Origin of the sequence: Streptosporangium sp. NPDC001559, assembly GCF_042893955.1 — a bacterium.
In the GTDB taxonomy this organism is placed as follows: domain Bacteria; phylum Actinomycetota; class Actinomycetes; order Streptosporangiales; family Streptosporangiaceae; genus Streptosporangium.
Genome location: NZ_JBIAVG010000010.1, coordinates 17378 through 42387, shown reverse-complemented (window position 1 = coordinate 42387; position 25010 = coordinate 17378). Strand labels below are relative to the sequence as shown.

Below are 25010 nucleotides of genomic sequence, written 5' to 3'. Positions count from 1 at the left end.
CCGTCACCTCGCGGAGAACGTGCGATGCTAAAGACTTCGCTTCAAGTTAGAACAAAGGGTAAGAACGTGCTAGAGGGTGCGTATCGCCCCGCTGACCGATAGTGGTCAGCGCGCGGTACCCGGTTCCACCTTGTTTTTCGCGGAGGGGCGAGGTCAGCGCAGCGTGGCCGCCAGGTGCTTGGCCAGGCCCTCTGAGGCGGCCCGCACCATCTCCAGCACCTCGGTGAAGCCCGCGCGGCCCCCGTAGTAGGGGTCGGGCACCTCGGCGTCCCGGGGCGCCGCCGGGTCGAAGGAACGCAGCAGCCGCACGTCGGCCCCCGCCGGGGCCAGGCGGCGCAGCACCCGCAGGTTGTCCCGGTCCATCGCCAGCACCAGGTCAACCTCGCCGAACCAGCCCGCCAGGAACTGCCTCGCCCGGTGCGCCGAACCGTCGTAGCCGTACTCGGCCAGCACCTCCGAGGCCCGCTGGTCCATCGGGTCGCCCTGGTGCCAGCCTCCCGTGCCCGCGCTGTCGACCGTCACCAGATCGCCGAGCCCGTGGTCGGCCAGGGTGTCTCTCAGGACGACCTCGGCCATGGGGGAGCGGCAGATGTTTCCCAGGCACACCAGGCACACGCGATAACTCATGCCCCCCAGCATGCCGCCCCGCCGGCTCCCCCGGAGCGGGAGCCCCCGCGGGAAACGACGGGGCCGCGCGCATCCGTGGACGACGGGGCCGCACCGGGCACCGGACGGGCCGTGTGAGACGCCGAGGCGGGGGGGGGGCGGGGGGGCCCGCCCCCCCCCCCCGGGGGGGGGGGGCGCCCCCCCCCGGGGGGGGGGGGGGGGCCCCGCGGGGGGGGGCCCCGGGGGGGCCCCCCCCGTGGGCCCCCCCAGGGGGCGCCCCCCCGGGGCGGGCGGGGGGCCCCCCCCCCGCCCCCGGGGGGGGGGGGGGCCCCCGGGGGGGGGGGGGGGGGGGGGGCCCCCCCCCCCCCCTCGCCGGTTCGGGGATCACCTCGCACGAGGTGGGACGGGGTCAGCCGACGGTGAACTCGCCGTGGTAGCCGACGCTCTTGGCGCCGCCGAAGGGGCCGCCGACGGTGCACTTGAGGGTGCCCCGGAGCAGGTCGGCACTGAGGTGGGCGGAGAACCTCTCGCCGTCGAGGGGACCGCCGACGACCTGGCCGGACAGGGTCACCTCGCTGGCGATGTTGCTTTCGAAGTTCAGGTCGAGGTTGCTGCGGGCCCGGGTGCCGTCGTCCTGAATCCAGTCCAGGGTGCCGGTGCCGTGGCCGGTGCCGCCGCCGCCGAGTTCGCAGGTGAGCCAGACGCCGCTGAAGTTCGCGGTGAGCCTGGCCTCGTCGATGCCGAGGCCGGTGGAGTCACGGCAGGAGCCGTTGGCGCCGCGGATCTCGATGTCCTGCCTGAGGGGGATGATCTGCACCCCGGGCTTGAAGTACATCGTGCCCGCGGTGTCGCAGGTGACGCTCCCGGCGGCGTGGGCGGGCGAGGTGAGAGAGGCGAGACCGGTGGCGGCGACCAGGGCGGCCAGGAGGGCGGCGCCGCGGACGCGATGGGGCTGGGACATGGGGAAACTCCTCCAGGGGGGTGATCGGGCGTGTCGTGGTCTTTGACGCGCCAGGACGTTCCCCCTCACCATGGCCATCACGGAAAGTAAATACAAGAATACTTTACGTGACATCGGGTAAGGCGGCCCTTGCCGCAGGGCGCGGGCAAGTCCGATCCGGCGTGCACGAGGGCCGTCCGACGTCCGACGAGGCGGCTCGCCGTCGGCCCTCGGCGATGGGGCGCGTGACGGGGCACCGGAATCGGGCCCGCCCGCCGCTGGCTATCCTGTGGCACGTCGAGCCGGGCACGGCTCCCCCCACGAGCCCACCGGAAGGCGACGACCGTGACAGCCTCCCAGCGCCGGAGCACATGGCCGGTGGCGGCGCACGTGGTCCTGCTCCTCCTGACGATGGTCATCCTGGCGGGCGCCCTGCGGTACCTCGGCGCGGACCTGTGGCAGACCCTCGCCGTGGCGGGTGCCGCCGTCCTGCTCCATGTGGGGGCGGTGACGGCCCGCGGGCGGCCGTGGGAGGGGTACGCGATCGGCGCGCTGGCGATGCTCGTCCTGGTGATGACGCCCCTCCTGGGCTGGTCACCGACCATGCTGCCCTCGGCTGTGTGCTTCCCTCTCACGTTGTGGCGGCTGACCGGCCTGGTCCCGGTCAGGTCCTCGGTGGTCGCGCTGGCCGTCGCCCTGCTCGGGATCGTCCTCAATGAACTGGTGACGTGGGCCCGGCTGCCCTCCGGCGTCTCCGTGTGGACCCACCTGGTCGAGGGAGGGCTGCTGATGTCCGTGGTCGGCGGCGTGTGGCTCGCGGCCCTGCTGGTACGCCGCAGGCACGAGGCCCGCCGAAGGGCCGAGAGCGAGCGGCTGGCCGCGGCGGTCGCGGAGGAACGGGCCGGCATTCGCAGAGACCTGCATGACGTGATCGCCCACACGGTCACCGTCATGGTCGCGCGGATCGAGGCCGCGGCGGTGACGACGGCGGACCCGGCGACCCGCCGCGAACTCGGCGACATCGCCGAGACCGGCCGGGACGCCCACCAGGGTCTGCGCGCGATGCTGGCCACCGTGGCGCCGCGCGCCGGCTCCCGGCCGGGGAAGGTCCCGATCTCGCTCGACGTCCTCCCCGACCTCGTGGCCTCGGCGGCCAGCCCGCTCCACACGGTGACGTTCGCCGAGGTGGGGGAGCGGCGGCCGCTGAGCCTGAGCGCGGAGGTCGCGGTGGTCCGGACCGTGCAGGAGGGCGTCACCAACGCGCTGCGTCACCTCGAACCGCCGGTCGAGGTGACCGTTCACCTGCGCTGGACCCCGGCCGAGGTGGTGGTCGAGGTGCGCGACGACGGCGGCAGGGCGCTTCGCGGCGGCAGCGGCCAGGGGACCGGCCTGATGGGGATCGGGGAACGCGTGAGTACCGCGGGTGGCACCCTGTCGATCGACGACGGGGACGACGGATGGGTGCTGCGGGCGCGGCTCCCCACGAAGGAGGGGGCATGACCGGGATCCACGTCATGCTCGTCGACGATCAGGAGCTGTTGCGGGCCTCGCTCCGTACGGTGCTGTCGGCCGACGAGCGCATCGAGGTCACCCACGACGTCGCGAACGGCGGTGACGCGATCGAGGTCGTCCGGCGGCACCGCCTCGACGTGGTGCTGATGGACATCCGCATGCCGCGCGTGGACGGGGTCGCCGCCACGGCGGAGATCGTCAGGATCTCCCCGGCGACCCGGGTGCTCATGCTGACGACGTTCGACGACGACGAACTGGTCGTGGCCGCCATCCGGGCCGGCGCGAGCGGTTACCTGACCAAGGACATCCGGCCCGCCGCCCTGGCCCAGGCCGTGTGCGACGTCGCCTCGGGGACGTCGGCGCTGGCCCCGGGGGTGGCGGCGACGGTCCTCGACTTCGTACGGCAGGTGCCGGTGCGCAGGACGGCGGCCCTGAACGGCCTCACTCCACGGGAGGTCGAGATCTTCGATCTGCTCGCCCGAGGCCGGTCCAACAACGAGATCCGCGCGGAGCTGGTGCTGAGCGAGAACACGGTGAAGTCGCACGTCCGGGCCATCCTGCAGAAACTGAACCTGCGCGACCGCGTGCACGTGGTGATCCACGCGTACGAGAACGGGCTCGTGGGCCGCAGCGACCTGCCCGGCTGAGATTCCATCCCGACGGGCGAGGCCGTCCCACCCCTTGGGGTGATGCCGGCCGGTGACGCCCTGCCTAGGTTCGACGTCGTGCGTTTCCTACGTGTGATTTCCCTCCTCGCGCTCGTCGCCGCGCTGCTCGGCTGGACGGCACCGGCCACCGCCACCGCCACCGCCGACGGCGGACGACTGGTCGACGAGTACCGCTCCGTCTTCGGCACGCCGGGTGTCGCGGCGGCCGTGATCGACGGATCCTCGGTCGAGACGATCGTCCGCGGCCGGGACGGTGACGGCGACCCGGTGACGGCGCGGACCCGGTTCCGGGTCGCGTCGATGAGCAAGTCGATGACGGCCACGGCGATCATGCTGCTGGTCGACCGTGGCCGCGTCTCCCTGGACGACCCGGTCGTCAAGGTCCTGCCCGACTTCAGGATGGCCGATCCGCGCTTCACCGAGATCACCGTGCGCCGGCTCCTCAGCCACACCTCGGGGCTGTCGATCAGCACGAACAACGAGTACGTGTTCCCGCCTCCGCGCGGCGCACGGGAGGTCGTGGCGAGGCTGGCCGACAAGACCCTGGCCACCGCTCCGGGCACCCACGCGGAGTATCACAACACCAACTACTCGATCGCGGCGCGGATCGTCGAGGTGGTGTCGGGGAAGTCCTTCGACGCCTTCCTCCGCACCGAGCTGTTCACGCCGCTGGGCATGACCGGCACCAGCTCGACGCTGGGGTGTTCCGATCACGCCGAGGGCCTGACGTCCGGGTACGAGGTCGTTCTCGGCGTCGCCGTCGCGGCACCGGAGATGCCCGGGTTCTGCGTCGGAAACGGCGGGGTGATCTCGACCCTGGACGACATGGTGCGGTGGCTGCGGTTCAACCAGGGCACCCTCGGCGCGGGCCTGCTGAGCGCCCGTTCCCTGGCCGCGTTGCACACCCCCCAGCCGAATGCCGGCGACCACGCCCTCGGCTGGCAGGCCCGCCCCGTCACGGCGGGCGCCCCGCCGTCGCTGGTCGGCCACGGCGGAACACTGGCGACGTGGACCGGGGACATGGTCTTCTCGCCCAAGGCCGGTGTGGCCGCCCTCGTCCTCACCAACGGCGCCGGTGATCCCGCCACGCTCTCGACCGACCTTCTCGCCGAACGGATCGGGGCCCCGGTGACGCCGATGAGCAACCCGCTCACCGTCGTGAACGCGGTCCTGCTCGGGCTCACGCTGGGGATGGCCGCGCTGCTGGTCACGGCGGTCGTCCGAGCACGTCGCTGGGCCTCGCGGCGCCGTGCGGCGCGCCGGCCGAGACTGGTTCTGCGGCTCGTGCCCCTTGCCCTGGTGACGGTGCTGGGCGTGGTGCTGCCGACACCGATCTGGGGGGAGTTCAGCTTCCATTACTGGATCGTCACCGCCTGGCTGATGCCGCTGCTGGCGCTCCTCTGCCTCACCTGCTTCGTGCTCGGGGCGGTCGCGCTCGGCCGTCGCCTCTGGTGCTTCCACCACGTCGGCCGGGCGGCCTCCGCCCTGGTCCTCGACGGCGCCCCGTCGTGAGGCTCGCCGGATCGGCTGCGGAGGATTGCTGATATCTTAACTCGCACCTACTGTGATCTCAGTCGCGCGTCGAGCGAAGGAGACCCCGGTGCCCCGGTCACGGTCCTCGACCGGCGGGGCGCCGGACGGAGCGGCCGGACGGGAGCGTTTCATGACCACCGCACTGATCATCGGAGACGTCCAACGGGGCATCACGGGCGGTTATCCGTTCGCCGGGCAGGTCCTGCCACCGCTCACCGAACTGCTCCCGCGCGCCCGCGCGGCCGGTGTGCTCGTCGTGTTCGTGCACTTCGCCTTCCGCGACAACGGGGCCGACCTGCCGCCGGGCGACGCGCTGTACCGGACGTTCTACGACGCCGGGGACACCTTCCACGAGAGCTCGGCCGGGATCGAGATCGATCTGCCGGTCGCCGACGAGGACGTCGTCGTGCTGAAGCGCCGCGCCAGCGCGTTCGCCGGTACGGACCTCGACCTCGTGCTGCGCGCCCGCGGTGTCGGCGCACTCGCCGTCGCCGGAGTCGCGACCAGCGCGATGGTGGCCGCGACGTGCTACGACGCCGCGGACCGCGGCTACCGGGTGACCGTGCTGCGCGACGGTTGCGCCGACGGCGACCAGGCGATGCACGACTTCTTCATGGACGCCGTCTTCCCCAGCCGGGGGTTCGAGGTCGTGCCCTGCGCCGGATGGCACGGAGGGCGGGTGTGACAGCCGGGTCGCGCCGCGACCCCGGGGTTCCGGCGGACCGGGTCCGGCGTCAGGACCGGAAGCCGGGAGCGCTCTGACGGATCGGAGGCCGCCGGGCTCGTCCGCGGTGCCCCGGCCTTCGGGCCGGAGCGAACAGGAGAGGCCGATCCGTCACCCGGAGGCGCCGGGACGCTTCCCGGCCGTGGCACCGGGCCCGGGACGCGACGGCGCGGGCAGCTCGATGTGCGCCCTGCTCACGGAGGCGCTCTTCGCGAGGACCCGAAGCACGTCGTGGCGCACGCGTTCGCACCGCGCGCGCATCGCGTCCTGGGCGCCGTCCGCGTCCCGCGCGCGCAGCCGCTCGAAGACGGTCCCAAGCTCTCCGGGCGGGCTCGCGATGCCGGGGTCGATCAACGCGGCCATCCTCAGGACACGCTCCAGTTCGTCGAGCACGTCGACGATCGCCTCGCCCAGACGGCTGTTTCCGCTGAAGTTGGCGATGACGCCCTCGAACTCGATGCCGGCCCGGAGGGACTCCTCCTGCCCCGCCTCGCCCGCCGCGAGCGCGAAGGGCACCCTGGACAGCGCTTCGAGCCGTTCGAGCGCCGGCGCCGTGACTCCCAGGCGCGCCGCGGCGCCCGCGGCCTCACCGGACAGCAGCGACCGCAGGGCGCAGAGATCGTCGGTGTCCTGGAGCGTGATCGGGCTGACGACGTAGCCCGCGCGCGGAAGCGCGGTCACGAGCCCGTCGCGTCTCAGCCGGGCGAGCGCCTCGCGCACGGGCGTCTTGCTGATGCCCCACTGCTGGGCGAGCGACGTCTCGGTGAAGCCGCTGCCGGGCGGCAGCGTCAGATCGATGATCTGGCGCCTGATCGCCCGGTAGGCCTGGCTCGTGCGGTCGAGGCCGGTCTCGTCCCCGCCGACCAGCAACAGCGCGGGGATGTGCGGCGTTCCGGTGACCACGCCATGGATGTCGGACACCGGCCAAGGATATCAACGTGAAACGTTGATACATCAGAGCGCCGACGAGGCCTCAGGCCGTCTCGCCGGGGGTCCGGGAGAGACCGGAACGGGCGTCGCGGAAGTAGACGTTGGCCGCGGGACTGAACATGAGGGCCATCGCGGCCAGCACCGCCGTCAGGTGCACCACCCGGCTGAGGGCGAAGGTGAGGGTCATGACGTCGGCGTCGGCGAAGAATTCGAGGATCGAGTTTCCGGCCATCAGCCACTGGACCGGCTCGACGACCAGCGACAACGTGCCGAAGATCCCCAGGGTCAGCGCCAGGGTGACACGTGCCCAGCCCCGGCCCTGACGCAGGCGCACCGCCAGGAAGATCGCTCCGGCGAAGATCGCGAGCCGGAGACCGAGACCGCCCGCCAGGCCGGTCGCGGAGGCCGTTCCCCTGGCGAGCAGATCGGCCACCGCCAGGGCGGACTCGAACGCGCCCGCGCCCACGGCGATGAACCAGAGCGACGCGGCGGACCTGACGGAGGCGGGCACGGAGGGGGAGCCGGCCAGGAGCTGGGTGGACATGAGGCCTCCTCGAAGTCGGGGGGATCGATACGTGAAGAGTCTTCACCGCGAGGACGTGGCCGTTCACGCCCGCGCGCACCCGAGTCGGGGGTAGGGAGGGCCTTACCGCGACCGCCGCCGCCGGGGCCTCGTCGTTAAGGGTTTCTTCACCGGCGGGTGTGGGAACTGTGGGGTACTCACGATCGCGGAGCCTTGCGGGAGGGAAAGAGGCCGTCCTAGCCTCGATTGTCGACGATCGACAATCGAGGAGGCGTGGTGGCAGACAAGCTCCGCGTGCTGGTGGCGTCACCGTTGGAACCCGAGCATGTGGAGGCCGTCAGGGCCGTCGATCCACGGGTCGAGGTCCTCTACGAGCCGGATCTGCTGCCCCGTCCGCGTTATTCCGCCGACCACACCGGGATCAGGCCCGAGCTGTCGGAGGCCGACCTCGACCGCTGGCGGGACCTGCGGGCCGGAGCGCACGTCAGCTTCGACTTCGACTGGCTCGACCCGGCGGCCATGCCGGTCAACTGCCCCGAGCTGCGCTGGGTGCAGGCCACCAGCGCGGGCATCGGGCAGTTCGCCCGCAGGACCGGGCTGGCGGACGGCGACCTCGTGCTCACCACCGCCGCGGGCGTCCACGCCGTTCCCCTGGCGGAGTTCGCGCTCACCGGGGTGCTGCACTTCGTCAAGGGCGTGCCCGACCTGGCACGCCGGCAGGCGCGGCGGAACTGGGAGCGCTACACCACCCGGGGTCTGACAGGCCTGCGGCTGGCCGTGGTCGGTCTCGGCGGCATCGGGCGCCAGGTCGTCAAGGTGTTCTCGGCCCTCGGGGTCGAGGTCGTCGGCGTCGGCAGGCCGGGGCGGACCTACGACATCCCCGGGCTGTCCGGGCTGTGGCCGTTCACCGAGATCGACGACGCCCTCGCCGGGGCGGGGGCGCTGGTGCTCGCCTGCCCGCTCACCGGCGAGACGGAGGGCCTCGTCGGGGAACGGCAACTGGCCGCGCTGGCCCCGGGGGCCGTGCTGGTCAACATCTCGCGCGGCCAGGTGGTCGACGAGCGGGCGCTGACGGAGGCGCTCGCCGCCCGCCGTCTCGGCGGCGCCTTCCTGGACGTCTTCTCGACCGAGCCGCTGCCACCCGAGTCGCCGCTGTGGGACATGGACAACGTCGTCGTCTCCCCGCACTCCGCCTCGACCGTCGACACGGAGAACCGGGCGATCACCGAGCTGTTCACCGACAACCTGAGGCGCTGGCTCGACGGGCGTCCGCTGCGCAACGTCTTCGACCGGGAGAAGGGTTACTGACCGCACGAGGGATGTCCTGACGCCCGTCCCGGAGTTCCGGCGGGCCGCCGTGGGGCGGCTCGTCGTACGGCGTGTCCCCAAGGGGGTCGCGGTGGGGCGGGCGGTCGGGCGCGCCCGCGTTTCGGCAGCTCACAGCCCTGCCAGGTATGTTGAACGCGGATTCATAACGGGCCGAATCAGCTATTGACGGTAGCCCGAATCTCGTTCCATATTGTCGATTGTCGACGATCGACAGCGGAGGCAGCGAGCAGGACGGCGGGCCAGTCCCTCCACCAGGTCCTCGGGGGATCGAGGACTCCGCATTGCTCTTCCAGAGGAGGGAACCGATGGCGAAAACACGCCGCTCCCGCATCATGTTCGCCACGGCGACGACCGTGGTCGCGCTCGGAGCCGCCGCGGCCTGCGGCGGGGTCCAGCGAAACGCGGATACCCCCGGCACGGGCCCGGCCGACGGCACGCCCAGGGCCGGCGGGACCATGACCGTCGCCTACAAGTCCGACCCCAAGACATTCGACCCGGCCGTCTGCTACGACGCGACGTGCTGGAACAACATGCGGATGCTGTACGACCGCCTCTACGACTACAAGGGCTCGACCAGCGAACTCGTCCCGCAGGGCGCCGAGGCGCCGCCCACGGTCTCGCCCGACGGCAGGACCTACACGATCAGGATCAGGCCGGGGATGACCTTCTCCGACGGCTCGCCCGTCACGGCCAAGGACTTCGCCTACTCCTTCGCCCGCATCCTCGACCCCGCGACCAAGTCACCGGTGCGCGGCTTCTGGACCGGCGTCGCGGGCGCCGAGGAGTACGGAAAGAAGCCCGAGGGCACCCCCAAGGGCATCCAGGTCGTCTCCGACAGCGAGCTGCGGATCGAGCTGACCCAGCCCAACTCCGCCTTCAAGTACATCCTGGCCATGCCGCACGCCTCGGTCATCCCCGAGGGCTCCGGCGCGGAGGCGGCCACCAAACCGCTCGGCTCCGGCCCGTTCGTCTTCAAGGAGTTCTCCCCCGGCCGGCAGATCGTGCTGGAGAAGAACGCCAAGTACTGGGACAGGCCCCGCCCCTACGTGGACAAGGTCGTCGAGCTGCTCGGGGTCAACCCCGACGTGGCGCTGCTGCAGCTGGAGAAGGGCCAGATCGACCTGATGGGCGACCCGATCCCGCCCGCCCAGTACCTGTCGGTGACGGCCAACGCGGCGCTGAAGGACCGCACCGTCACCATCGCCAAGCCCAGCACCTACTTCCTGACGCTGAACGTCAAGATGAAGCCGTTCGACGACCCGAAGGTCCGCGAGGCCGTCTCCTACGCCGTCGACCGCGCCTTCCTGCTCAAGCTGGTCAACGGCCAGGGCCAGGTGGCCAACGAGTTCCTGCCGCCCGGCGTGCTCGGCCACACCGACGAGAAGCTGGTCCACGACCAGGACATCGCCAAGGCCAAGCAGCTGCTCGCCGAGGCGGGCTACCCCGACGGCTTCTCCACCACGCTCTACTCCTGGAACACCCCGCCGTGGACCAACCTGCTGCCCCAGCTCCAGCAGGACCTCGCCAAGATCGGTGTGAAGGCCGAGCCCCGCCCGCTCCAGCAGAGCACGTTCTTCGAACTGGCGGGCACCCCGGGCAAGGCGCCGATGGCGCTCAGCTTCTGGGTGGCCGACTACCCCGAGGGCAGCAACTTCTTCCAGGCCCTCACCGCCTGCGCCGCGGCCGTCCAGGGCGGCCAGAACTACGCCTTCTCCTGCGACGAGGAGACCGACGACCTGGTCGCGAAGGCCCTGGCCACCGACTCGGAGCAGGAGGCCCAGCGGCTCTACACGCAGGCCAGCACCAGGCTGCTGGCGGGCAACTCGCTGGTGCCCCTCTACTACGGCTCGAAGACCGAGGTCTTCGGCAAGAACGTGGGCGGTTACTTCCCGCAGCCCGTCTGGGCCTGGGACATGACCAACTACTGGAAGACCGACGGCAAGCCGCTCGGCTGACCCCCTGTGACGATCCCCGATGCTCCCGCCGCCCCCGGTGAAAGGCTGACCATGGACGCGCTGCTCGACGTGGACGACCTCGTCGTCCGCTTCGCGACGCCCAACGGCGACCACACGGCCGTTCGCGGGGTCTCCTTCTCCGTCGCCGCGGGCGAACGCCTCGGTATCGTCGGCGAATCCGGTTCGGGCAAGTCCGTCACGGCCCAGGCCGTGATGCGGCTGCTCGGGCCCGCCGCGACCGTCGAGTCGGGCGCCGTCCGCTTCGAGGGACGTGACGTGCTCGCCTTCCCCAGGGACGAACTGCGCCGCTGGCGGGGCGCGCAGGCGGCCATGGTGTTCCAGGACCCGCTCTCCAGCCTCAACCCGCTGGTGCGGATCGGACGCCAGGTCACCGAGACGCTCCGTGAGCACCTGGGCATGGACCGCAGGGCCGCCGCCGTACGGGCCGCGGAGCTGCTGGCCGAGGTGGGCATCCCGGACGCGGCGGCCCGGCTGCGCGACTACCCGATGACGTTCTCCGGCGGCATGCGGCAGCGGGTCGCCGTCGCCATCGCCGTGTCCTGCTCGCCCAGGCTGCTCATCGCCGACGAGCCGACCACGGCGCTCGACGTCACCGTGCAGGCCCAGGTGCTCGACCTGATGGACAGGATGACCGCCGAACTCGGCACGGCCGTCATCCTGATCAGCCACGACCTGGGCGTCGTCTCGACGTTCTGCGACCGCGTCCTGGTCATGTACGGCGGGCGCGTCGTCGAGAGCGGCACGACCGAGGAGATCGTCGGCGCCCCCCGCCACCCCTACACCCGCGCCCTGCTCGGCTCGATCCCCGCCATGACGGGGCCGTTGCCGCGCAGGCTGCCGTCCATCCCGGGCAGTCCGCCCCAGGCGGGCGCCCGCCCGCCCGGCTGCTCGTTCGCCTCACGCTGCCCGCTCGCCGAGGACGTCTGCCACGAGATCGAACCGCGGATGGAGGGCGGCGTCGCCTGCCACGTCGCCACCGGGGCCGGGGAGCGCCCATGAGCACCGGGACCGCACACCAGAGAGGAGAACGCGAGGTGAACGTCGTCGAGGTCGAGGACCTGCGCGTGCACTTCTCCCGCCGCCGCGGCGTGACCGTGCGGGCCGTCGACGGCGTCTCGTTCACGGTCGCGCCGGGGGAGACCCTCGGCCTGGCCGGTGAGTCGGGTTCGGGCAAGAGCACGGTCGCCCGCGCCCTGCTGCGCATCACCGACCCCGCCGGTGGGCGCGTCCGCATCGGCGGGCGCGACATCGCGGGGCTGCGGGGCGCGGCCCTGAAGACCTTCCGCCGCCAGATGCAGATGGTCTACCAGGATCCCTACGACTCCCTCGACCCGCGTATGAGGATCGGCGCGACCGTCGAGGAGGCGCTGAGCGTCAGGGGCCTGCCCGCCGGGGAACGGCCCGCGCGGGTACGGGAGCTGCTGGAGCGGGTCGGGCTGCCGGCCGCCCTGGCCACCCGCTACCCGCACGAGCTGTCCGGCGGTCAGCGCCAGCGGGTCTCCATCGCCCGCGCGCTCGGCGTCGACCCGGCCGTGATCGCCTGCGACGAGGCGGTCTCCGCCCTCGACGTCTCGGTACGGGCCCAGATCCTCAACCTGCTCAAGGACCTGCAGGAGGACAGCGGACTGGCCTACCTGTTCATCTCCCACGACCTGTCCACGATGCGGTTCGCCGCCGACCGGATCGCGATCATGTATCTCGGCAGGCTGGTGGAGATCGGCACCAGGGACCAGGTCTTCGGCGCCCCACGGCACCCCTACACCCAGGCGCTGCTCGCGGCGGTCCCGGTGCCCGGCGCGCGCCGTACCGGGCCGAGGGTCAGGCTCGCCGGGGAGCCGCCGAGCCCCGCCGACCCGCCAGCGGGCTGCGCCTTCCATCCGCGCTGCCCGCTCGCCGAGGAGATCTGCCGCACCGTCAGGCCCGAACTCGCGGTCAAACGGGGCGGCCAGCTCACCGCCTGCCACCTCGCGCCCGAACCGGAGCGGAACCCCGGGCCGGAGCGGAATCCCGAGGTGACACCGTGACCGATCCCGTGACCGCCGCACAGCCCGTCGAGCCCACCGGGCCCCGCGTGCGCGACGGCCTGCGCAGGGCGGGACGCAGCCTCCTGCGGGACGTCCCCGCCCTCGTCTCGGTCGCCGTGCTCGTGCTGCTGGTGCTCGCCGCGATCCTGGCGCCGCTGCTGGCCCCGCACGACCCGATGCGCACCTACGCCGAGGGGCTGACCGCCAGGGGCGCGCCCGTGCCGCCCGGCGGGGAGTTCCCGCTCGGCACCGACCCCAACGGCCGCGACGTGCTGTCCAGACTCCTGTACGGCGCCCGCGTCTCGCTGACCATCGGCGTCGTCGCCAACGGCCTGGCCACCGTCGTCGGGGTCGTGGCCGGGGTGACCGCCGGTTACTTCGGCGGCCTGGTGGACACCGTGATCAGCCGGATCACCGACATGGTCATGTCGTTCCCGATCCTGCTCTTCTGCGTCGCGCTGATCTCCGTCACCGGGCCCAGCCAGCGCAACGTGGTGCTGGTCATCGCGCTGGTCTACTGGACCTACCTGGCACGCGTCATCCGGGGCATGGTGCTCTCGCTGCGTGAGCGGGAGTTCGTCACCGCGACCCGCACGCTCGGCGTGAGCGACACGCGGATCATGGTCAGGCACATCCTCCCGCACCTCGTCCCGGCGATCATCGTCTACGCGACGCTGGGCGTGGCCAGTTCGATCCTCATCGAGAGCTCGCTGTCGTTCATCGGCGTCGGCGTGCCGGTGCCCGAGGCCTCCTGGGGCCAGATGGTCGACGACGGCCGCAGATACTACGAGGTCGCGCCGTGGCTGCTGTTCGCCCCCGGTCTCTGCCTGATCGCCACCGTCCTGGCCTTCAACCTGGCGGGCGACTGGCTGCGCGACCTGCTCGACCCGACCGCACCGGAACGGAGGTGACGGCGTGACGGGATGGGTTCTGCGCCGGATCGGACAGATGGTCCTGGTCCTGCTCGGCGTGGTCACACTCGCCTTCCTCATGGCCTACGCCGTACCCGGCGACCCGGCCAGGCTGATCGCGGGCCCCAACGCCGACGCGGCGACCGTGGCCTCGATCCGGCACCAGCTCGGGCTCGACGCCCCCCTGTGGTCGCAGTACACCGCCTTCCTCGGCAGGCTTCTGCACGGCGACCTCGGCACCTCCTACGCGCTGCACGGCGCGCCGGTCGCCGGACAGCTCGCCCAGGCCCTGCCGACCTCGGCGCTCATCGCGGTCGGCGGGATCGTCTGGCAGCTCCTTCTGGGCGTCCCCGCCGGGATCGTGGCCGCCTACCGGCCCAAGAGCGCCGCCGACAGGCTCGCCACACTCGGCGCGCTCATCGGCCTGTCCGCCCCGCCGTTCTGGGTCGGACTGCTGCTGCTGTACTACCTGGCCTACCGGTTCTCGATCTTCCCGCTCAACGGGCTCGGCGACCCGCTCTGGTGGTACCTGGCGCTGCCGACCTTCACCCTCGGCCTGGCGGGCGCGGCGTGGTACGCCAGGATGACCCGCGCCCAGATGCTGGAGGTGCTGCGCTCGCCGTACATCCAGATGGCGCGGTCGAAGGGGCTGCGCGAGCGGACCGTCCTGACCAGGCACGCGCTGCGCAACGCGCTCACCCCGCTGATCACCATGATCGGGATGGACTTCGGCTACTTCCTCGGCGGAGTCCTGATCATCGAGTCGGTCTTCGGGCTGCCGGGCGTCGGAAAGCTGACCTACGACGCCATCGACCAGCTCGACGTCCCGATCGTCACGGGCGCGGTGCTGCTGGCCGCCTTCTTCGTCGTCGTCATGAACTTCCTCGTGGACCTCACGTACGCGGTCGTCGACCCTCGCGTGCGCAACCGCCGCTGACCGGGTCGGCACAACCCCCGAAGGGATCTCTCACAATGGGACAGGACAAGGTGCGGGTCGCCGTCGTCGGCGCGGGCCGGTGGGCGCAGGTCGCCCACATCCCCGGCTGGCAGCGTGACCCCCGCGTCGAGGTGGTCGCCCTCGCCGACTCCGACGCGGACGTGGCCGGGGAGGCCGGCAGGCGCTTCGGCGTCGGGCGCGTCGTCACCGACTACCGAGAGCTGCTCGACGACCCCGGCATCGACGTCGTCGACGTGGCCACGGGGAACCGGGCGCACTTCGAGATCTCCTGGGCCGCCCTCGAGGCGGGCAAGCACGTCCTGTGCGAGAAGCCGGTGCACCACGACTACCGGCAGACGCGCAGGGCCGCGGAACTGGCCAGGTCGAAGGGGCTGAAGACCAAGCTGGGCTTCACCTTCAGATACGCCCCCGCCGTGCTGTACGCCAAGGAGCTCATCGACGCGGGCTTCGTCGGCGAGCCGTACATCTTCAACGGCTACGAGCAGAACAGCCAGTGGCTCGACCCCTCGACCCCGCTGCGCCAGGTGGACGCCGACGCCGACCCGGACGTCATCCAGGTGTCGTCCATCGAGGGCTACGGCGCGCCGATCATCGACATCATGCACTGGTGGGTCGACTCCCCGATGACCTCCGCGGTCGGCACGATGCGGAACTTCGTCCCCGAACGCGTCGTACGCGACACCGGCCTGATGACCAGGATGAACATCGACGACGGCGACATGTGGATCGCCGAGTTCGAGAGCGGCGCGCTGGCCTCCATCCAGTCGTCGTTCGTCACGGTCGGCAACTTCCCCGGCATCGAGGCCCGCGTCTACGGTTCCGAGGGCGCGATCGTCGTCAGGCTGGTCGAGGAGGCGGGCGTCTGCCAGACGATCAGGACGGCCGGCAAGGGCTCCGTCGAGTTCGTCGAGCGGGAGATCCCGCAGCGCCTCTTCCCCGAGGGCGGCCGCTCGACCGAACCCTGGCCGCTGCTGTTCTACTCCAACCTGTGCCGGGACTTCGCCGACGAGATCCTCTCCGGTGACCCGGTCAACCAGGGCGACTTCGGGCAGGGCGCGCTGGTCCAGGAGACGATCAACACCTTCGAACGGTCCTTCCGCGAGCGCAGCTGGGTCACCTTTCCCCTTGAGGACCCTCTTGAAAGCCCCCTTGGGGGCCCGCTCGAATCGCTTGAGGAGGCCAGGTGACGGGCCAGGAGGCGCACACCTGGGGGAACGCCCACGACGACGCGGCGGCACGGGCCCTGTGTGAGACGGCGCTCGGCGCCGCCTCGGGCCCCGGCGTCGAGTACGCCGACGTCCGGCTCGTCGAGTGCGAGGAGACCCGCCTGTACGGCAGGCACGGCGGGGCGCGCGACGAGCGCTCCGAGCTGAACCTGGGCGTCGGGGTGCGGGTCCTGCGCGAGGGGGTCTGGGGGTTCGCCGCGGCGCCGCTCGGAGACGAGGCCGACGTCCGCGCCGTCGCGGGGCGGGCCGTCGCCGCCGCGCGCGCCGCCTCCTTCGAGGGCGCAGAACGCGTCGTCCTCCCGCCGCGCCCGCCCTCAAGCGGGCGCCACACCACCGAGGTCACGACCGACCCCTTCTCCTTCTCCGGCAGGTACGGCCTGCTCGACCGGGCTCTCGCCGCCGCCGGGGCGCCGGAGAAGGTCGTCTCCGCCGAGGTCGGGCTGAACGCCAAACGGCAGCACCGGCACTTCGCCGACAGTGAGGGCTCCCGCCAGCACCAGCACCTGGTCGAGTCGGGCGCCATGGTGCTGGTCTTCGCCGCCGACGAGCACGACGTGCAGCGCCGCTCCTACCCCAACTCCTTCCACGGCAACACCGCCGCGGCCGGATGGGAGTACGTGGAGTCGCTGCGGCTGGCCGAACAGGCCGCGCGGGTCGGTGAGGAGGCCGTCGCCCTGCTCACCGCGCCGGTCGCGCCGTCGGGCACCGCGGACCTGGTGATCGGCCCCGCCCAGATGGCGCTGCAGATCCACGAGTCATGCGGCCATGCCCTCGAACTGGACCGCATCCTCGGGGACGAGTCCAACTTCGCCGGGACGTCCTTCATCACCCCGGACGCGCTCGGCGCGCTGCGCTACGGCTCACCCGCGGTCAACGTCACCGCCGACCCGTCCGTGCCCGGCACCCGGGGCTCCTTCGGCTGGGACGACGAGGGCACCCCGGCCGCGCGCCGGGAGCTGATCCGCGAGGGCGTCGTGGTCGACTTCCTGTCCAGCAGGGACAGCGCCGCCAGGCTCGGCCTCACCCCGATCGGTGCCGCGAGGGCCGACGGCTGGGCCTACCCGCCGGTCTGCTTCGCCACCAACGTCTTCCTCGAACCCGGCTCGGGAAGCCTCGACGAACTGCTCGACCGCCTCGGCGACGGCTACTACGTCGACGACAACCGCAGCTGGTCCATCGACGAGCGCCGCTGGAACTTCCAGTTCGGCACCGAGGTCGCCTACGAGGTACGGCGCGGCAGGCGCGGGCGGCTGCTCAAGAACCTCTCCTACGGCGGTGTGACGCCGCGCTTCTGGGGCTCGGTCGAGGCCGTCGCGGGACCCGGGGAGTTCAGGGCGTTCGGCATGCCCTGCGGCAAGGGCGAGCCGAAACAGTGGGGCTTCCTCGGACACGGCGCCTCCCCGGCTCTCGTGCGCGGCGTGCGGATCGGGGTCGCGTGATGGCGGGCATGGACGGAAGCCCGGCCGGAAACCTGGACGGAAGCCTGGACGGGGGAGACGGGATGAGGCCGTACACCGGAGGGGACCGCGCGATCGAGGCGGTCGAACGGGCGCTCGCGGGCGCCGCGGGGGCCGACGAGGCGGAGGCGTTCCTCGCCGTGCGCTCGGGGGAGTACACCCGCTTCGCCGGGGAGCGCATCCACCAGGCGCAGGACATCGTGGAACGACAGCTCATGGTGCGGGTCGTCGTGGACGGCCGTACCGCGCGGGCCGCGACCTCCAGGATCGAGGAGCCGGAGACGGCCGCGCGGGCCGCGCTCGAACTGGCGCGCGGCGGCGCCCGGGGAGCCTGCGGCGTCGCGCGGGCACGGCCGTACCCGGAACCGGACCTGTGGCACGCCGACGTCGAGGAGTGGGACGCCGCCGCCCGCTCGGCCGAGGCCGCCCACGTCATCGGTGAGGCCAGGGCCGCGGGCGCCGGAGCCTACGGCATGTTCGGCCGCGCCGTCACCGAGCTCGCGGTCGCCGGGACCGGCGGTGTGCGGGCCTACGCCGCCGCGACCGAGGCCTCGGGCGCCCTCACCGTCAAGGCGGGCGAGGGCTCCTCCTACTGGTGCGACCTGGGCAGGTCGGCGCGGGCGCTGGGCCTGCGGGAGGCGGCGAGCCGTACCGTGGCCGAGGCGGCGCGGGCCAGGCGGCCGGTCGAGCTGCCCGACGGCGTGCACGACGTCGTCCTCGGCCCGATCGCCGCCGGTGAGCTGCTGCACTTCTTCGGCGCCTTCGGGTTCACCGGGCAGGCGCTCTCCGCCGGGGTCGGCGCCGTCGCCCGCACCCCGGGCGAGCCGGTCGCCGCGCCGTGCGTCACGGTCGCCGACGACGCGCTGGCCGGGGTCGGGCTGCCGTTCCCGTTCGACATCGAGGGGACACCGAAACGACGGGTCGGGTTCCTCACCGGAGGGCGGGTCGGGGAGGCGGTGACCGATCTGGCCACGGCCGCTGAACTCGGCGTCCCCTCGACCGGGCACGCCCACATCGCCCGCGAGGAGTCGCCCTTGGCCATCCCGGCCAACCTGGTCATGGCCCCCGGCACGACGCCGCACGAGGAGCTCGTCGCCGGGGTGGAACGCGGCGTCTACGTGCAGCGCTTCTGGTACACCCGGGTCGTCGACCCCGGGCGGACCACCATCACCGGGGTGAGCAGGGACGGCTGCTTCCTGATCGAGAACGGCAGGATCACCCGCCCCGTGGCGGGCAAACGGTTCACCGAGAGCGTCTTCGGGCTGCTGTCCCGGGTGGACGCGGTCGGCGACACACTCGCCACCCAGCCGCTGATGAACGTGTGGAACGGCGCCGCGACCGCCCCCGCCCTGCGGGTGCGCGGCTTCAGGTTCGGACCCAGGCCATGAGGGCGGAGACCAACGCCGCCCGCCTGGTCACCCAGATCCTGACCGGTGAGGTCTGGCCGCCGCTGGCCGACAGGAACGGCCCCAGGCCCGACGCCGACGGCCGCGCCTTCCTGCTGCCCGGCATGGGCGGCGTCACGCTCGGCGTGCACTGCGGCGACCCGGCCACCGGCTACGCCGCCGACCACCTGGAACCCGGCCTGTCCATCCGGCACCGCGACCCCGGGGCCAACATGGCGCTGCAGTTCCTCACCTGCGTCGGCAACACGGTGCGCACCGCCTCGGGGGCGGAGGGGTTCGTGATCGGCCAGCACGCCTACGTGCTCGCCGACCTGCCCGAGGAGGCGCTCGCCGAGGTCACCGTCGGCGACCCCGTCACGGTCGTGGCCAGGGGGCAGGGGCTGCGGCTCACCGACCACCCCGCCCTCACCGTGAAGAACTGCTCTCCCGAACTGGTCGAACGGATGCCGGGCGGCACCCGCGCCGACGGAAGGCTTGAGGTGCACGTGGCGGCGACGGTGCCGGCCGAGGCCGTCGGGGCGGGCGCGGGCATGGCCTCCGAGTTCGCAAACACCGACCTCATGGGCGCCTACGCGGGCCTGTCCCCCGACCTGTCGCTGGGCCTTGAGGGGCTGCGGATCGGTGACTTCGTGGCGATCGAGGACGCCGACCACCGCTTCGGTCGCGGCTACCGGTCCGGATATGTCACTATCGGCGTGATCTCCACTGGGCACTGCATGCTGCACGGCCACGGACCGGGGCCGTCGTCCCTGATCACCGGCCCCGCCGAGGCCTTCCACATCGTCCGCAGTCCCGACGCCAACCTGGAGGTGATCCGATGAGCACGCTGGCCGTGAACCTGCTCGGGATCGTCGAACACCCGGAGATCGACGGCATGACGCCCTACCGGATCGACGCCGACGGCAGACCGTACGTGCCGGTCGGCGACGGCGGCGTCGTGCTCGGCGTACGGCTCGGCGACTCGGCGTTCGGCTTCGACGCCGACCACGCGGCACCGGGGGCCTGCCTGGTCCACCCCGACCCGGCGGCCCGGCACGCGCTGACCGCCTACGCCTGCGTGGGCAACGAGGTCGTGGTCCGTACCGGGGCGGCGCGGGGCGCGCGGGGCTGGGTGGTCGGCAAACGCGGTGAGGCGGGCCGGGTGATCGTCAGCCTGGCGCAGGAGCACCTGGCGGCGCTGCGCCCGGGGGACGGGATCTCCGTGCGCGGGCACGGCCAGGGCGCCTCCCTCGACGTGCCCGGCGTCGAGGTGCTCAACCTCGACCCGCGCCTGCTCGGCCTGCTGCCGCTGCGGGTGGAGGACGGGAAGGTCACGGTGACCGTGCGCGGCGTGGTCCCCAGCCGCCTGGCGGGCAACGGCCTGGGCCGTCCCGCGCAGATGTGGGACCTGGACGTGCAGGTCACGCCCTCCACTCCGGGCCTGGCCGGGCTGCGCCTGGGTGACCTGGTCGCGCTCGACGACGTCGACGTGCGGCACAACATGGGCTACCGGCGCGGCCGGCGCACCGTCGGCGTCGTCGCGCACGGCGACAGCTCGCTGCCGGGCCACGGTCCCGGCGTCACCCCCGTCCTGACGGGCCCGGCGGACCTGCTGCCCGTCACGGTCGACCCCGGCGGAGAACCCGCGCTGTCGGAGACCGTGCTGAGCGGCGCTCCATACTGAACCAGACAGGCGTCAACGCGAGCGACGCGAGAGAGGACACCAGGGGAAGTGCTCGAACACCTATCCCTACCCGAGACGGTACGGCTGGCGCTGCGACGCAAGATCCTCAACGACGAGCTGCCCGCCGGGACCAGGCTCGTCGAGGCGGGCATCGCCGAGGAGTACGGCGTGAGCCGGGCGACCGTGCGTCAGGCGCTGCGCGACCTGTCCAACGAGGGACTGGTCGACATCAACCCGCGCAGGTACAGCATGGTCACCCGCATGTCCACCGAGGACATCCAGGACATCTGCTACGCCCGCTGTGTCCTTGAGTCCGCCGCCGCCCGCGACGCCGTGACCAACCTGCCCTCCGGCTTCTTCGAACGTCTCGAACAGCTCGTCCAGGAGATGGACGGCGCGGCCAGGGCGGGTGACATGCAGGAGCTGGTGGACATCGACACCCGCTTCCACCGCGAGATCGTCCTGGCCTCAGGGCGCCGCCGCCTGGCCGAGCTGTGGGAGACCATGAACGGCCACATGTACGCCCTCATGCGTTCCTCGCTCGACCGCCAGCAGCTGGAGATGGCCGAGGCGGCGGGCCGCCACCGTCTCGTCATCAGCGGCCTGGCCTCCGGCGACCCGGAACGGATCGAGTCGGTCATCCACGCCCACTACCTCGAACCCACGCTGCCCGCGGACACCGGGGGCTGACTTTTCTCAGCCGGCACCTTCGAAGGTCTCCCCTTGGGGGAGCGGAGGGCTTGCCGTGTGAGACAAGCAGGGTAGAGGGAGGGACATGGCAGAGTTTCTGACCGACATCACGGAGATCCGGGACAGGGCCCGGCAGGAGATCGACAAGGGGCCGATCACCCCCGCGTACGGCGCCGACCTGCAGCGCGTGATCCAGGTGTGCAACGAGGCGCTGGCCACCGAGCTGGTCTGCGTGCTGCGGTACAAAAGGCACTACTACACCGCGACCGGCATCTACGCCGAGCCGGTCGCCGCCGAGTTCCTCGAACACGCGGGCGAGGAGCAGGAGCACGCCGACATGCTCGCCCGGCGCATCGTGCAGCTCGGCGGCGATCCCGATCTCAGCCCCGAGGCACTGGCGACCCGGTCCCACACCGAGTACGACGCCAGCCTCGACCTGGTGGAGATGATCAAGGAGGATCTGGTCGCGGAGCGGATCGTCATCGTCTCCTACACCGAGATCATCCAGTGGCTCGGTGACCACGACGTCACCACCCGCAGGGTCTTCGAGCACATCCTCGCCCAGGAGGAGGACCACGCCGACGACCTCAGGGGACTGCTCGAACGGCTCCCCGCCGCGCTGAAGGGCTGAGGGCGCCCCGGGCATCGTTGGAGGACGGCACAACGGGACCGGTCCGGTTCGTCGTGACGGCCGAAGAAGCGGGGCGGACGGGCGCCTAGCGTTCGGACATGCCCCGCCTCTCCCTCAGCGACCTCTACCGCATAGCGGTTCCGGGAGACCCCCGGCTCCGTCCCGACGGAGGCACCGTCGCCTACACGGTGACCACGGCCGACCGGGAAACCGACGCCAACCACTCCGAGATCTGGCTCGCCGCCCCCGGCGCCGAGCCGCGCCGCCTGACGGGCGGCCCGCACGACTCGTCCCCCCGCTGGTCTCCCGCGGGCCGTACGCTCGCCTTCCTGCGCCCCGTCGAAGGCAGGGCGCAGATCCACCTGCTGCCGATGGACGGCGGCGAGCCGCGTGTCCTGACGGACGCCCCGCTGGGAGCGGGCGCGGCGGTCTGGTCGCCCGACGGGACCAGGATCGCCTACGCGGCGCCGTACGGGGAGGCCGACCCGGTGGCGCCGGTGGTGACCGACCTGCTCGGCTACAAGGCCGACGGCGCCGGCCTGCTGCGCGGCCTGACGACGCAGCTGTTCGTCGTGGACGTCGAGACGGGACGGACCGTCCGGGTCACCTCGGGCGACTCCTTCGCCGGTGAACCGTCCTGGACGCCGGACGGCCTGCGCCTGACCTTCGTCGCCGACACGGGGCAGGACCGCGACCTGGTCATCGGTGGGGCCGCCTACTCGATCGACGTGCCCGACCTCGGCCCCGAGGAGGAATCGGGGGGAGACCCCGAGGGCGTGCCGGAGCGGCTCACCGGCGAGGAACTGATCTGCGCCGGGGCGTGGTGGACCGGCGGACGGCTGCTGGTCGCCGGGATGACCGGCGGGCCCGTCGGTCACGCCCGCCTGTTCCACCTGGACGGCGGCGACCTCACCGAGGTGACCGAGGGCCTGGACCGCAACCTCATGGTCGGCGCCCCCGGCTACCCCGGGGCGGTTCCCCAGCAGGCCGGGGACGAACTGATCTTCTGCGCCCGCGACGGCGGCTGCACGCACCTCTACCGCGCGGGCGGGGAAAAGCTCGTCGGCGGGGACCAGGTGGTCTCCGGTGTCAGCGCCGCCGCGGGCAGGATCGCCTACGTCGCGGCCACGCCGCACAGCGCGGGGGAGGTCTACCTCCTGGACCTGCCGGGCGACGGGGAGGCGGGACAGCCCGCGGCGATGCGGCTGACCTCGTACGCGCTGGACGACGTCGAGCTGTTCACACCGCGCAGCCGTACGTTCACCGCGCCGGACGGCACACCGGTCGAGGGCTTCGTGCTGCGCGACGAGACGCTCACCGGACCCGGCCCGCTGCTGCTGGACGTGCACGGCGGCCCGCACAACACGTGGGCCCCGATCTTCGACGGGGTGCACCTCTACCACCAGGTGCTCGCGGCCAAGGGGTGGACCGTGCTCACCCTCAACCCCAGGGGCAGCGACGGGTACGGCGAGGCGTTCTACACCGCGACCGTCGGCGCGTGGGGGATCGCCGACACCGACGACTTCCTCAGCCCGATCGACGACCTGGTCGCCGAGGGGGTGGCCGACCCGGACCGGCTCGGGCTGACCGGCTACAGCTACGGCGGCTACGTCTCCTGCTGGCTGCCGACCAGGACGGACCGTTTCCGGGCGGCCATCCCCGGCGGCTGCGTCAGCGACCTGAACAGCATGGCCGGGACCTCCGACCTCGGGTACCTCCTGAAGGTCCACGAGTGCGGCGGGGACGTCACGGGCCAGTCGCCCATGGAGAACGTCGGGAAGGTCACCACGCCGACCCTCCTCCTGCACGGGGAGAACGACGACCGCTGTCCCGTCGGCCAGGCCGAGCAGTGGTTCGCCGCGCTGCGCGAGCGGGGCGTCCCGGTCAGGCTCGTCCGCTACCCCGGCGGCTCCCACCTGTTCATCCTCAACGGCAGGCCCTCCCACCGAACGGACTACAACGAAAGGATCGTCGCATGGCTGGAACAGTGGATCCCCAGCGCTGGCACGGCCGTCTCGCCGAGCTGATCGCCGAGTACGAGGTTCCCGGCGCGAACCTGGCCTTCCTGCACGAAGGGGAGGTCCACGAGTTCGCCGCGGGGCTGCTCAACGTGGACACCGGGGTCGAGACGACCACGGACTCGCTCTTCCAGATCGGGTCGGTCACCAAGGTGTGGACCGCGACCCAGATCATGATCCTGGCCGAGCAGGGCGCGCTGACGCTGGACACGCCGGTCTGCGAGGTCCTGCCCGAGTTCCGGGTCGCCGACCCCGAGGTGACCAAGACCGTCACGATCAGGCACCTGCTCTCCCACACCTCGGGCATCGACGGCGACCTGTTCCTCGACACCGGCCGTGGCGACGACTGCGTGGAGAAGTACGTCGCGGCCTGCGCCGACCTCGCGCAGAACCACCCCCTCGGCGCGACCCAGTCCTACTGCAACTCGGGCTTCGTCGTCGCCGGGCGCGTCATCGAGCGGCTCACCGGCAAGACCTGGGACGCCGCGCTGCGCGAGCAGATCATCGAGCCGCTCGGGCTGACCCACACCTGGACCCTGCCCGAGGACGTGCTGCGCTTCCGCGCCGCCATGGGACACCTCGACGGCAAGCCCGCCCCCGTCTCCAGCCTCATGCGTTCGGCGGGCCCCGCCGGGCTGATCTCCGCCCGCCCCGCCGACGTCGTCGCCTTCGGCCGCGCCCACCTGGGCACCGGCCTGCTGGCCGACCCGAAGGCGATGTGGGAGCCGCAGGTCGACATCCCCAACCCGTACACCCTCGGCAGGCAGTGGGGCATCGGCTGGATCCTGGACGAGTGGCAGGGCCACCGGGTGATCTCCCACGGCGGCAACACCATCGGCCAGGCCGCCATGTTCTGGGTGCTCCCCGACACCGAGACGGTCGTGTGCTCGCTGGCCAACGGCGGCCACACCGCGGCCTTCCACCAGGCGGTGGCCACCGAGCTGTTCGCCGAGCTGGCCGGGATCACGGTCCCGCCCGTGCTGGGACCGCCCGCCGAGCCGTTCCAGGCCGACCGGGAGCGTTACACCGGCGTTTACCAGCGGGCGGGCAGCCGGATGACGGTGAGCCTCCGCGACGACAGGATGTTCCTGCTCGTCGAGCCCACCGGGGCCCTCGCCGAACTGCAGCCGCCCGTGGAGGTCGAGCTCGTCGCCGTGAACGAGACCACCTTCGTCGGCCGCCCGGAGGGGGACCCCCAGTGGCTCTCGGCCGTCTTCTACGAGCTCCCCGACGGCTCGCCGTACGTCCACCTCGGCGTCCGCGCCACCCCGAAGATCGCCTGAGG

The 25010-nt window shown here is 72.2% G+C and carries 23 protein-coding genes; 19 read left to right on the top strand and 4 right to left on the bottom strand.

What is annotated here, in order from left to right:
* Positions 1 to 153: 153 nt before the first annotated feature.
* On the bottom strand, positions 154 to 627 hold the full coding sequence (locus ACFYY8_RS22340; RefSeq protein WP_390043775.1) for a low molecular weight protein-tyrosine-phosphatase: 474 nt from the start codon (positions 625 to 627) through the stop codon (positions 154 to 156).
* A 388-nt stretch (positions 628 to 1015) separates the two neighbouring features.
* The gene (locus ACFYY8_RS22335; protein WP_390043773.1) at positions 1016 to 1567 is read right to left on the bottom strand and encodes a hypothetical protein; all 552 of its coding nucleotides are present in this window, start codon (positions 1565 to 1567) and stop codon (positions 1016 to 1018) included.
* A 324-nt stretch (positions 1568 to 1891) separates the two neighbouring features.
* Here ACFYY8_RS22335 and ACFYY8_RS22330 point away from each other — a divergent pair, with 324 nt between their 5' ends.
* From ACFYY8_RS22330 to ACFYY8_RS22315, 4 genes are all read left to right on the top strand, one after another.
* Complete coding sequence (locus tag ACFYY8_RS22330) at positions 1892 to 3046, top strand: sensor histidine kinase (protein ID WP_390043771.1); 1155 nt, start codon at positions 1892 to 1894, stop codon at positions 3044 to 3046.
* Positions 3043 to 3705: a response regulator gene (locus tag ACFYY8_RS22325; protein ID WP_390043768.1), complete on the top strand. Its 663-nt coding sequence runs from the start codon at positions 3043 to 3045 to the stop codon at positions 3703 to 3705. The genes ACFYY8_RS22330 and ACFYY8_RS22325 overlap by 4 nt, the downstream gene beginning before the upstream one ends.
* Before the next feature lie 78 nt (positions 3706 to 3783).
* Positions 3784 to 5238 (top strand): serine hydrolase domain-containing protein, encoded by a 1455-nt coding sequence (locus tag ACFYY8_RS22320; protein WP_390043765.1) that lies wholly within the window; start codon positions 3784 to 3786, stop codon positions 5236 to 5238.
* Between the two features lie 151 nt (positions 5239 to 5389).
* Positions 5390 to 5944: a cysteine hydrolase family protein gene (locus ACFYY8_RS22315; protein ID WP_390043763.1), complete on the top strand. Its 555-nt coding sequence runs from the start codon at positions 5390 to 5392 to the stop codon at positions 5942 to 5944.
* A gap of 150 nt (positions 5945 to 6094) precedes the next feature.
* Here the strand turns inward: ACFYY8_RS22315 and ACFYY8_RS22310 are convergent, their stop codons facing one another.
* Together ACFYY8_RS22310 and ACFYY8_RS22305 are read right to left on the bottom strand one after the other, a co-directional pair.
* On the bottom strand, positions 6095 to 6904 hold the full coding sequence (locus ACFYY8_RS22310) for a GntR family transcriptional regulator (protein WP_390043761.1): 810 nt from the start codon (positions 6902 to 6904) through the stop codon (positions 6095 to 6097).
* Between the two features lie 52 nt (positions 6905 to 6956).
* A complete protein-coding gene (locus ACFYY8_RS22305) occupies positions 6957 to 7457 on the bottom strand; it encodes a hypothetical protein (protein WP_390043759.1) in 501 nt (166 codons plus the stop codon).
* A 255-nt stretch (positions 7458 to 7712) separates the two neighbouring features.
* On the opposite strand from ACFYY8_RS22305, the gene ACFYY8_RS22300 reads away from it, so the two are divergent.
* The 15 genes from ACFYY8_RS22300 to ACFYY8_RS22230 all read left to right on the top strand — a co-directional run bounded on the left by ACFYY8_RS22300 (position 7713) and on the right by ACFYY8_RS22230 (position 25008).
* Complete coding sequence (locus tag ACFYY8_RS22300; RefSeq protein ID WP_390043757.1) at positions 7713 to 8744, top strand: D-2-hydroxyacid dehydrogenase; 1032 nt, start codon at positions 7713 to 7715, stop codon at positions 8742 to 8744.
* A 326-nt stretch (positions 8745 to 9070) separates the two neighbouring features.
* Positions 9071 to 10720 (top strand): ABC transporter substrate-binding protein, encoded by a 1650-nt coding sequence (locus ACFYY8_RS22295; protein ID WP_390043753.1) that lies wholly within the window; start codon positions 9071 to 9073, stop codon positions 10718 to 10720.
* A 6-nt stretch (positions 10721 to 10726) separates the two neighbouring features.
* Positions 10727 to 11740, top strand: a complete 1014-nt coding sequence (locus ACFYY8_RS22290) for an ABC transporter ATP-binding protein (RefSeq protein ID WP_390043750.1) — start codon at positions 10727 to 10729, stop codon at positions 11738 to 11740.
* A complete protein-coding gene (locus ACFYY8_RS22285) occupies positions 11737 to 12765 on the top strand; it encodes an ABC transporter ATP-binding protein (RefSeq protein ID WP_390043748.1) in 1029 nt (342 codons plus the stop codon). Before ACFYY8_RS22290 ends, ACFYY8_RS22285 begins: the two co-directional genes overlap by 4 nt.
* Positions 12762 to 13676: an ABC transporter permease gene (locus ACFYY8_RS22280; RefSeq protein ID WP_390043746.1), complete on the top strand. Its 915-nt coding sequence runs from the start codon at positions 12762 to 12764 to the stop codon at positions 13674 to 13676. Before ACFYY8_RS22285 ends, ACFYY8_RS22280 begins: the two co-directional genes overlap by 4 nt.
* Positions 13677 to 13680: 4 nt before the next feature.
* Positions 13681 to 14613 carry an ABC transporter permease gene (locus tag ACFYY8_RS22275; protein ID WP_352012054.1) on the top strand — a complete coding sequence of 311 codons (933 nt, stop codon included), beginning with the start codon at positions 13681 to 13683 and terminating at the stop codon, positions 14611 to 14613.
* Between the two features lie 35 nt (positions 14614 to 14648).
* Positions 14649 to 15821, top strand: a complete 1173-nt coding sequence (locus ACFYY8_RS22270) for a Gfo/Idh/MocA family protein (protein ID WP_390043743.1) — start codon at positions 14649 to 14651, stop codon at positions 15819 to 15821.
* Entirely contained in the window at positions 15818 to 17299 is a 1482-nt protein-coding gene (locus ACFYY8_RS22265; protein WP_390043741.1) for a TldD/PmbA family protein, read from the top strand. Before ACFYY8_RS22270 ends, ACFYY8_RS22265 begins: the two co-directional genes overlap by 4 nt.
* A gap of 8 nt (positions 17300 to 17307) precedes the next feature.
* Complete coding sequence (locus tag ACFYY8_RS22260; RefSeq protein WP_390043739.1) at positions 17308 to 18705, top strand: TldD/PmbA family protein; 1398 nt, start codon at positions 17308 to 17310, stop codon at positions 18703 to 18705.
* Positions 18702 to 19544, top strand: coding sequence for a DUF4438 domain-containing protein (locus ACFYY8_RS22255; protein ID WP_352012058.1), 843 nt, complete (start codon positions 18702 to 18704; stop codon positions 19542 to 19544). Before ACFYY8_RS22260 ends, ACFYY8_RS22255 begins: the two co-directional genes overlap by 4 nt.
* Positions 19541 to 20386 (top strand): DUF4438 domain-containing protein, encoded by an 846-nt coding sequence (locus ACFYY8_RS22250; protein WP_390043736.1) that lies wholly within the window; start codon positions 19541 to 19543, stop codon positions 20384 to 20386. Before ACFYY8_RS22255 ends, ACFYY8_RS22250 begins: the two co-directional genes overlap by 4 nt.
* A gap of 48 nt (positions 20387 to 20434) precedes the next feature.
* The gene (locus ACFYY8_RS22245) at positions 20435 to 21076 is read left to right on the top strand and encodes a GntR family transcriptional regulator (RefSeq protein ID WP_352012060.1); all 642 of its coding nucleotides are present in this window, start codon (positions 20435 to 20437) and stop codon (positions 21074 to 21076) included.
* A gap of 85 nt (positions 21077 to 21161) precedes the next feature.
* Complete coding sequence (locus tag ACFYY8_RS22240; protein ID WP_390043734.1) at positions 21162 to 21707, top strand: bacterioferritin; 546 nt, start codon at positions 21162 to 21164, stop codon at positions 21705 to 21707.
* A 98-nt stretch (positions 21708 to 21805) separates the two neighbouring features.
* The gene (locus ACFYY8_RS22235) at positions 21806 to 23734 is read left to right on the top strand and encodes a S9 family peptidase (protein WP_390043732.1); all 1929 of its coding nucleotides are present in this window, start codon (positions 21806 to 21808) and stop codon (positions 23732 to 23734) included.
* On the top strand, positions 23683 to 25008 hold the full coding sequence (locus ACFYY8_RS22230; RefSeq protein ID WP_390043730.1) for a serine hydrolase: 1326 nt from the start codon (positions 23683 to 23685) through the stop codon (positions 25006 to 25008). Before ACFYY8_RS22235 ends, ACFYY8_RS22230 begins: the two co-directional genes overlap by 52 nt.
* The last annotated feature ends 2 nt before the right edge of the window (positions 25009 to 25010 follow it).

Coding starts and splice junctions, on each gene's coding strand:
- ACFYY8_RS22340 (WP_390043775.1), bottom strand. CDS start 627: ATGAGTTATCGCGTGTGCCTGGTGTGCCTGGGAAACATCTGCCGCTCC.
- ACFYY8_RS22335 (WP_390043773.1), bottom strand. CDS start 1,567: ATGTCCCAGCCCCATCGCGTCCGCGGCGCCGCCCTCCTGGCCGCCCTG.
- ACFYY8_RS22325 (WP_390043768.1), top strand. CDS start 3,043: ATGACCGGGATCCACGTCATGCTCGTCGACGATCAGGAGCTGTTGCGG.
- ACFYY8_RS22315 (WP_390043763.1), top strand. CDS start 5,390: ATGACCACCGCACTGATCATCGGAGACGTCCAACGGGGCATCACGGGC.
- ACFYY8_RS22305 (WP_390043759.1), bottom strand. CDS start 7,457: ATGTCCACCCAGCTCCTGGCCGGCTCCCCCTCCGTGCCCGCCTCCGTC.
- ACFYY8_RS22295 (WP_390043753.1), top strand. CDS start 9,071: ATGGCGAAAACACGCCGCTCCCGCATCATGTTCGCCACGGCGACGACC.
- ACFYY8_RS22285 (WP_390043748.1), top strand. CDS start 11,737: ATGAGCACCGGGACCGCACACCAGAGAGGAGAACGCGAGGTGAACGTC.
- ACFYY8_RS22270 (WP_390043743.1), top strand. CDS start 14,649: ATGGGACAGGACAAGGTGCGGGTCGCCGTCGTCGGCGCGGGCCGGTGG.
- ACFYY8_RS22260 (WP_390043739.1), top strand. CDS start 17,308: ATGGACGGAAGCCCGGCCGGAAACCTGGACGGAAGCCTGGACGGGGGA.
- ACFYY8_RS22255 (WP_352012058.1), top strand. CDS start 18,702: ATGAGGGCGGAGACCAACGCCGCCCGCCTGGTCACCCAGATCCTGACC.
- ACFYY8_RS22250 (WP_390043736.1), top strand. CDS start 19,541: ATGAGCACGCTGGCCGTGAACCTGCTCGGGATCGTCGAACACCCGGAG.
- ACFYY8_RS22240 (WP_390043734.1), top strand. CDS start 21,162: ATGGCAGAGTTTCTGACCGACATCACGGAGATCCGGGACAGGGCCCGG.
- ACFYY8_RS22235 (WP_390043732.1), top strand. CDS start 21,806: ATGCCCCGCCTCTCCCTCAGCGACCTCTACCGCATAGCGGTTCCGGGA.
- ACFYY8_RS22230 (WP_390043730.1), top strand. CDS start 23,683: ATGGCTGGAACAGTGGATCCCCAGCGCTGGCACGGCCGTCTCGCCGAG.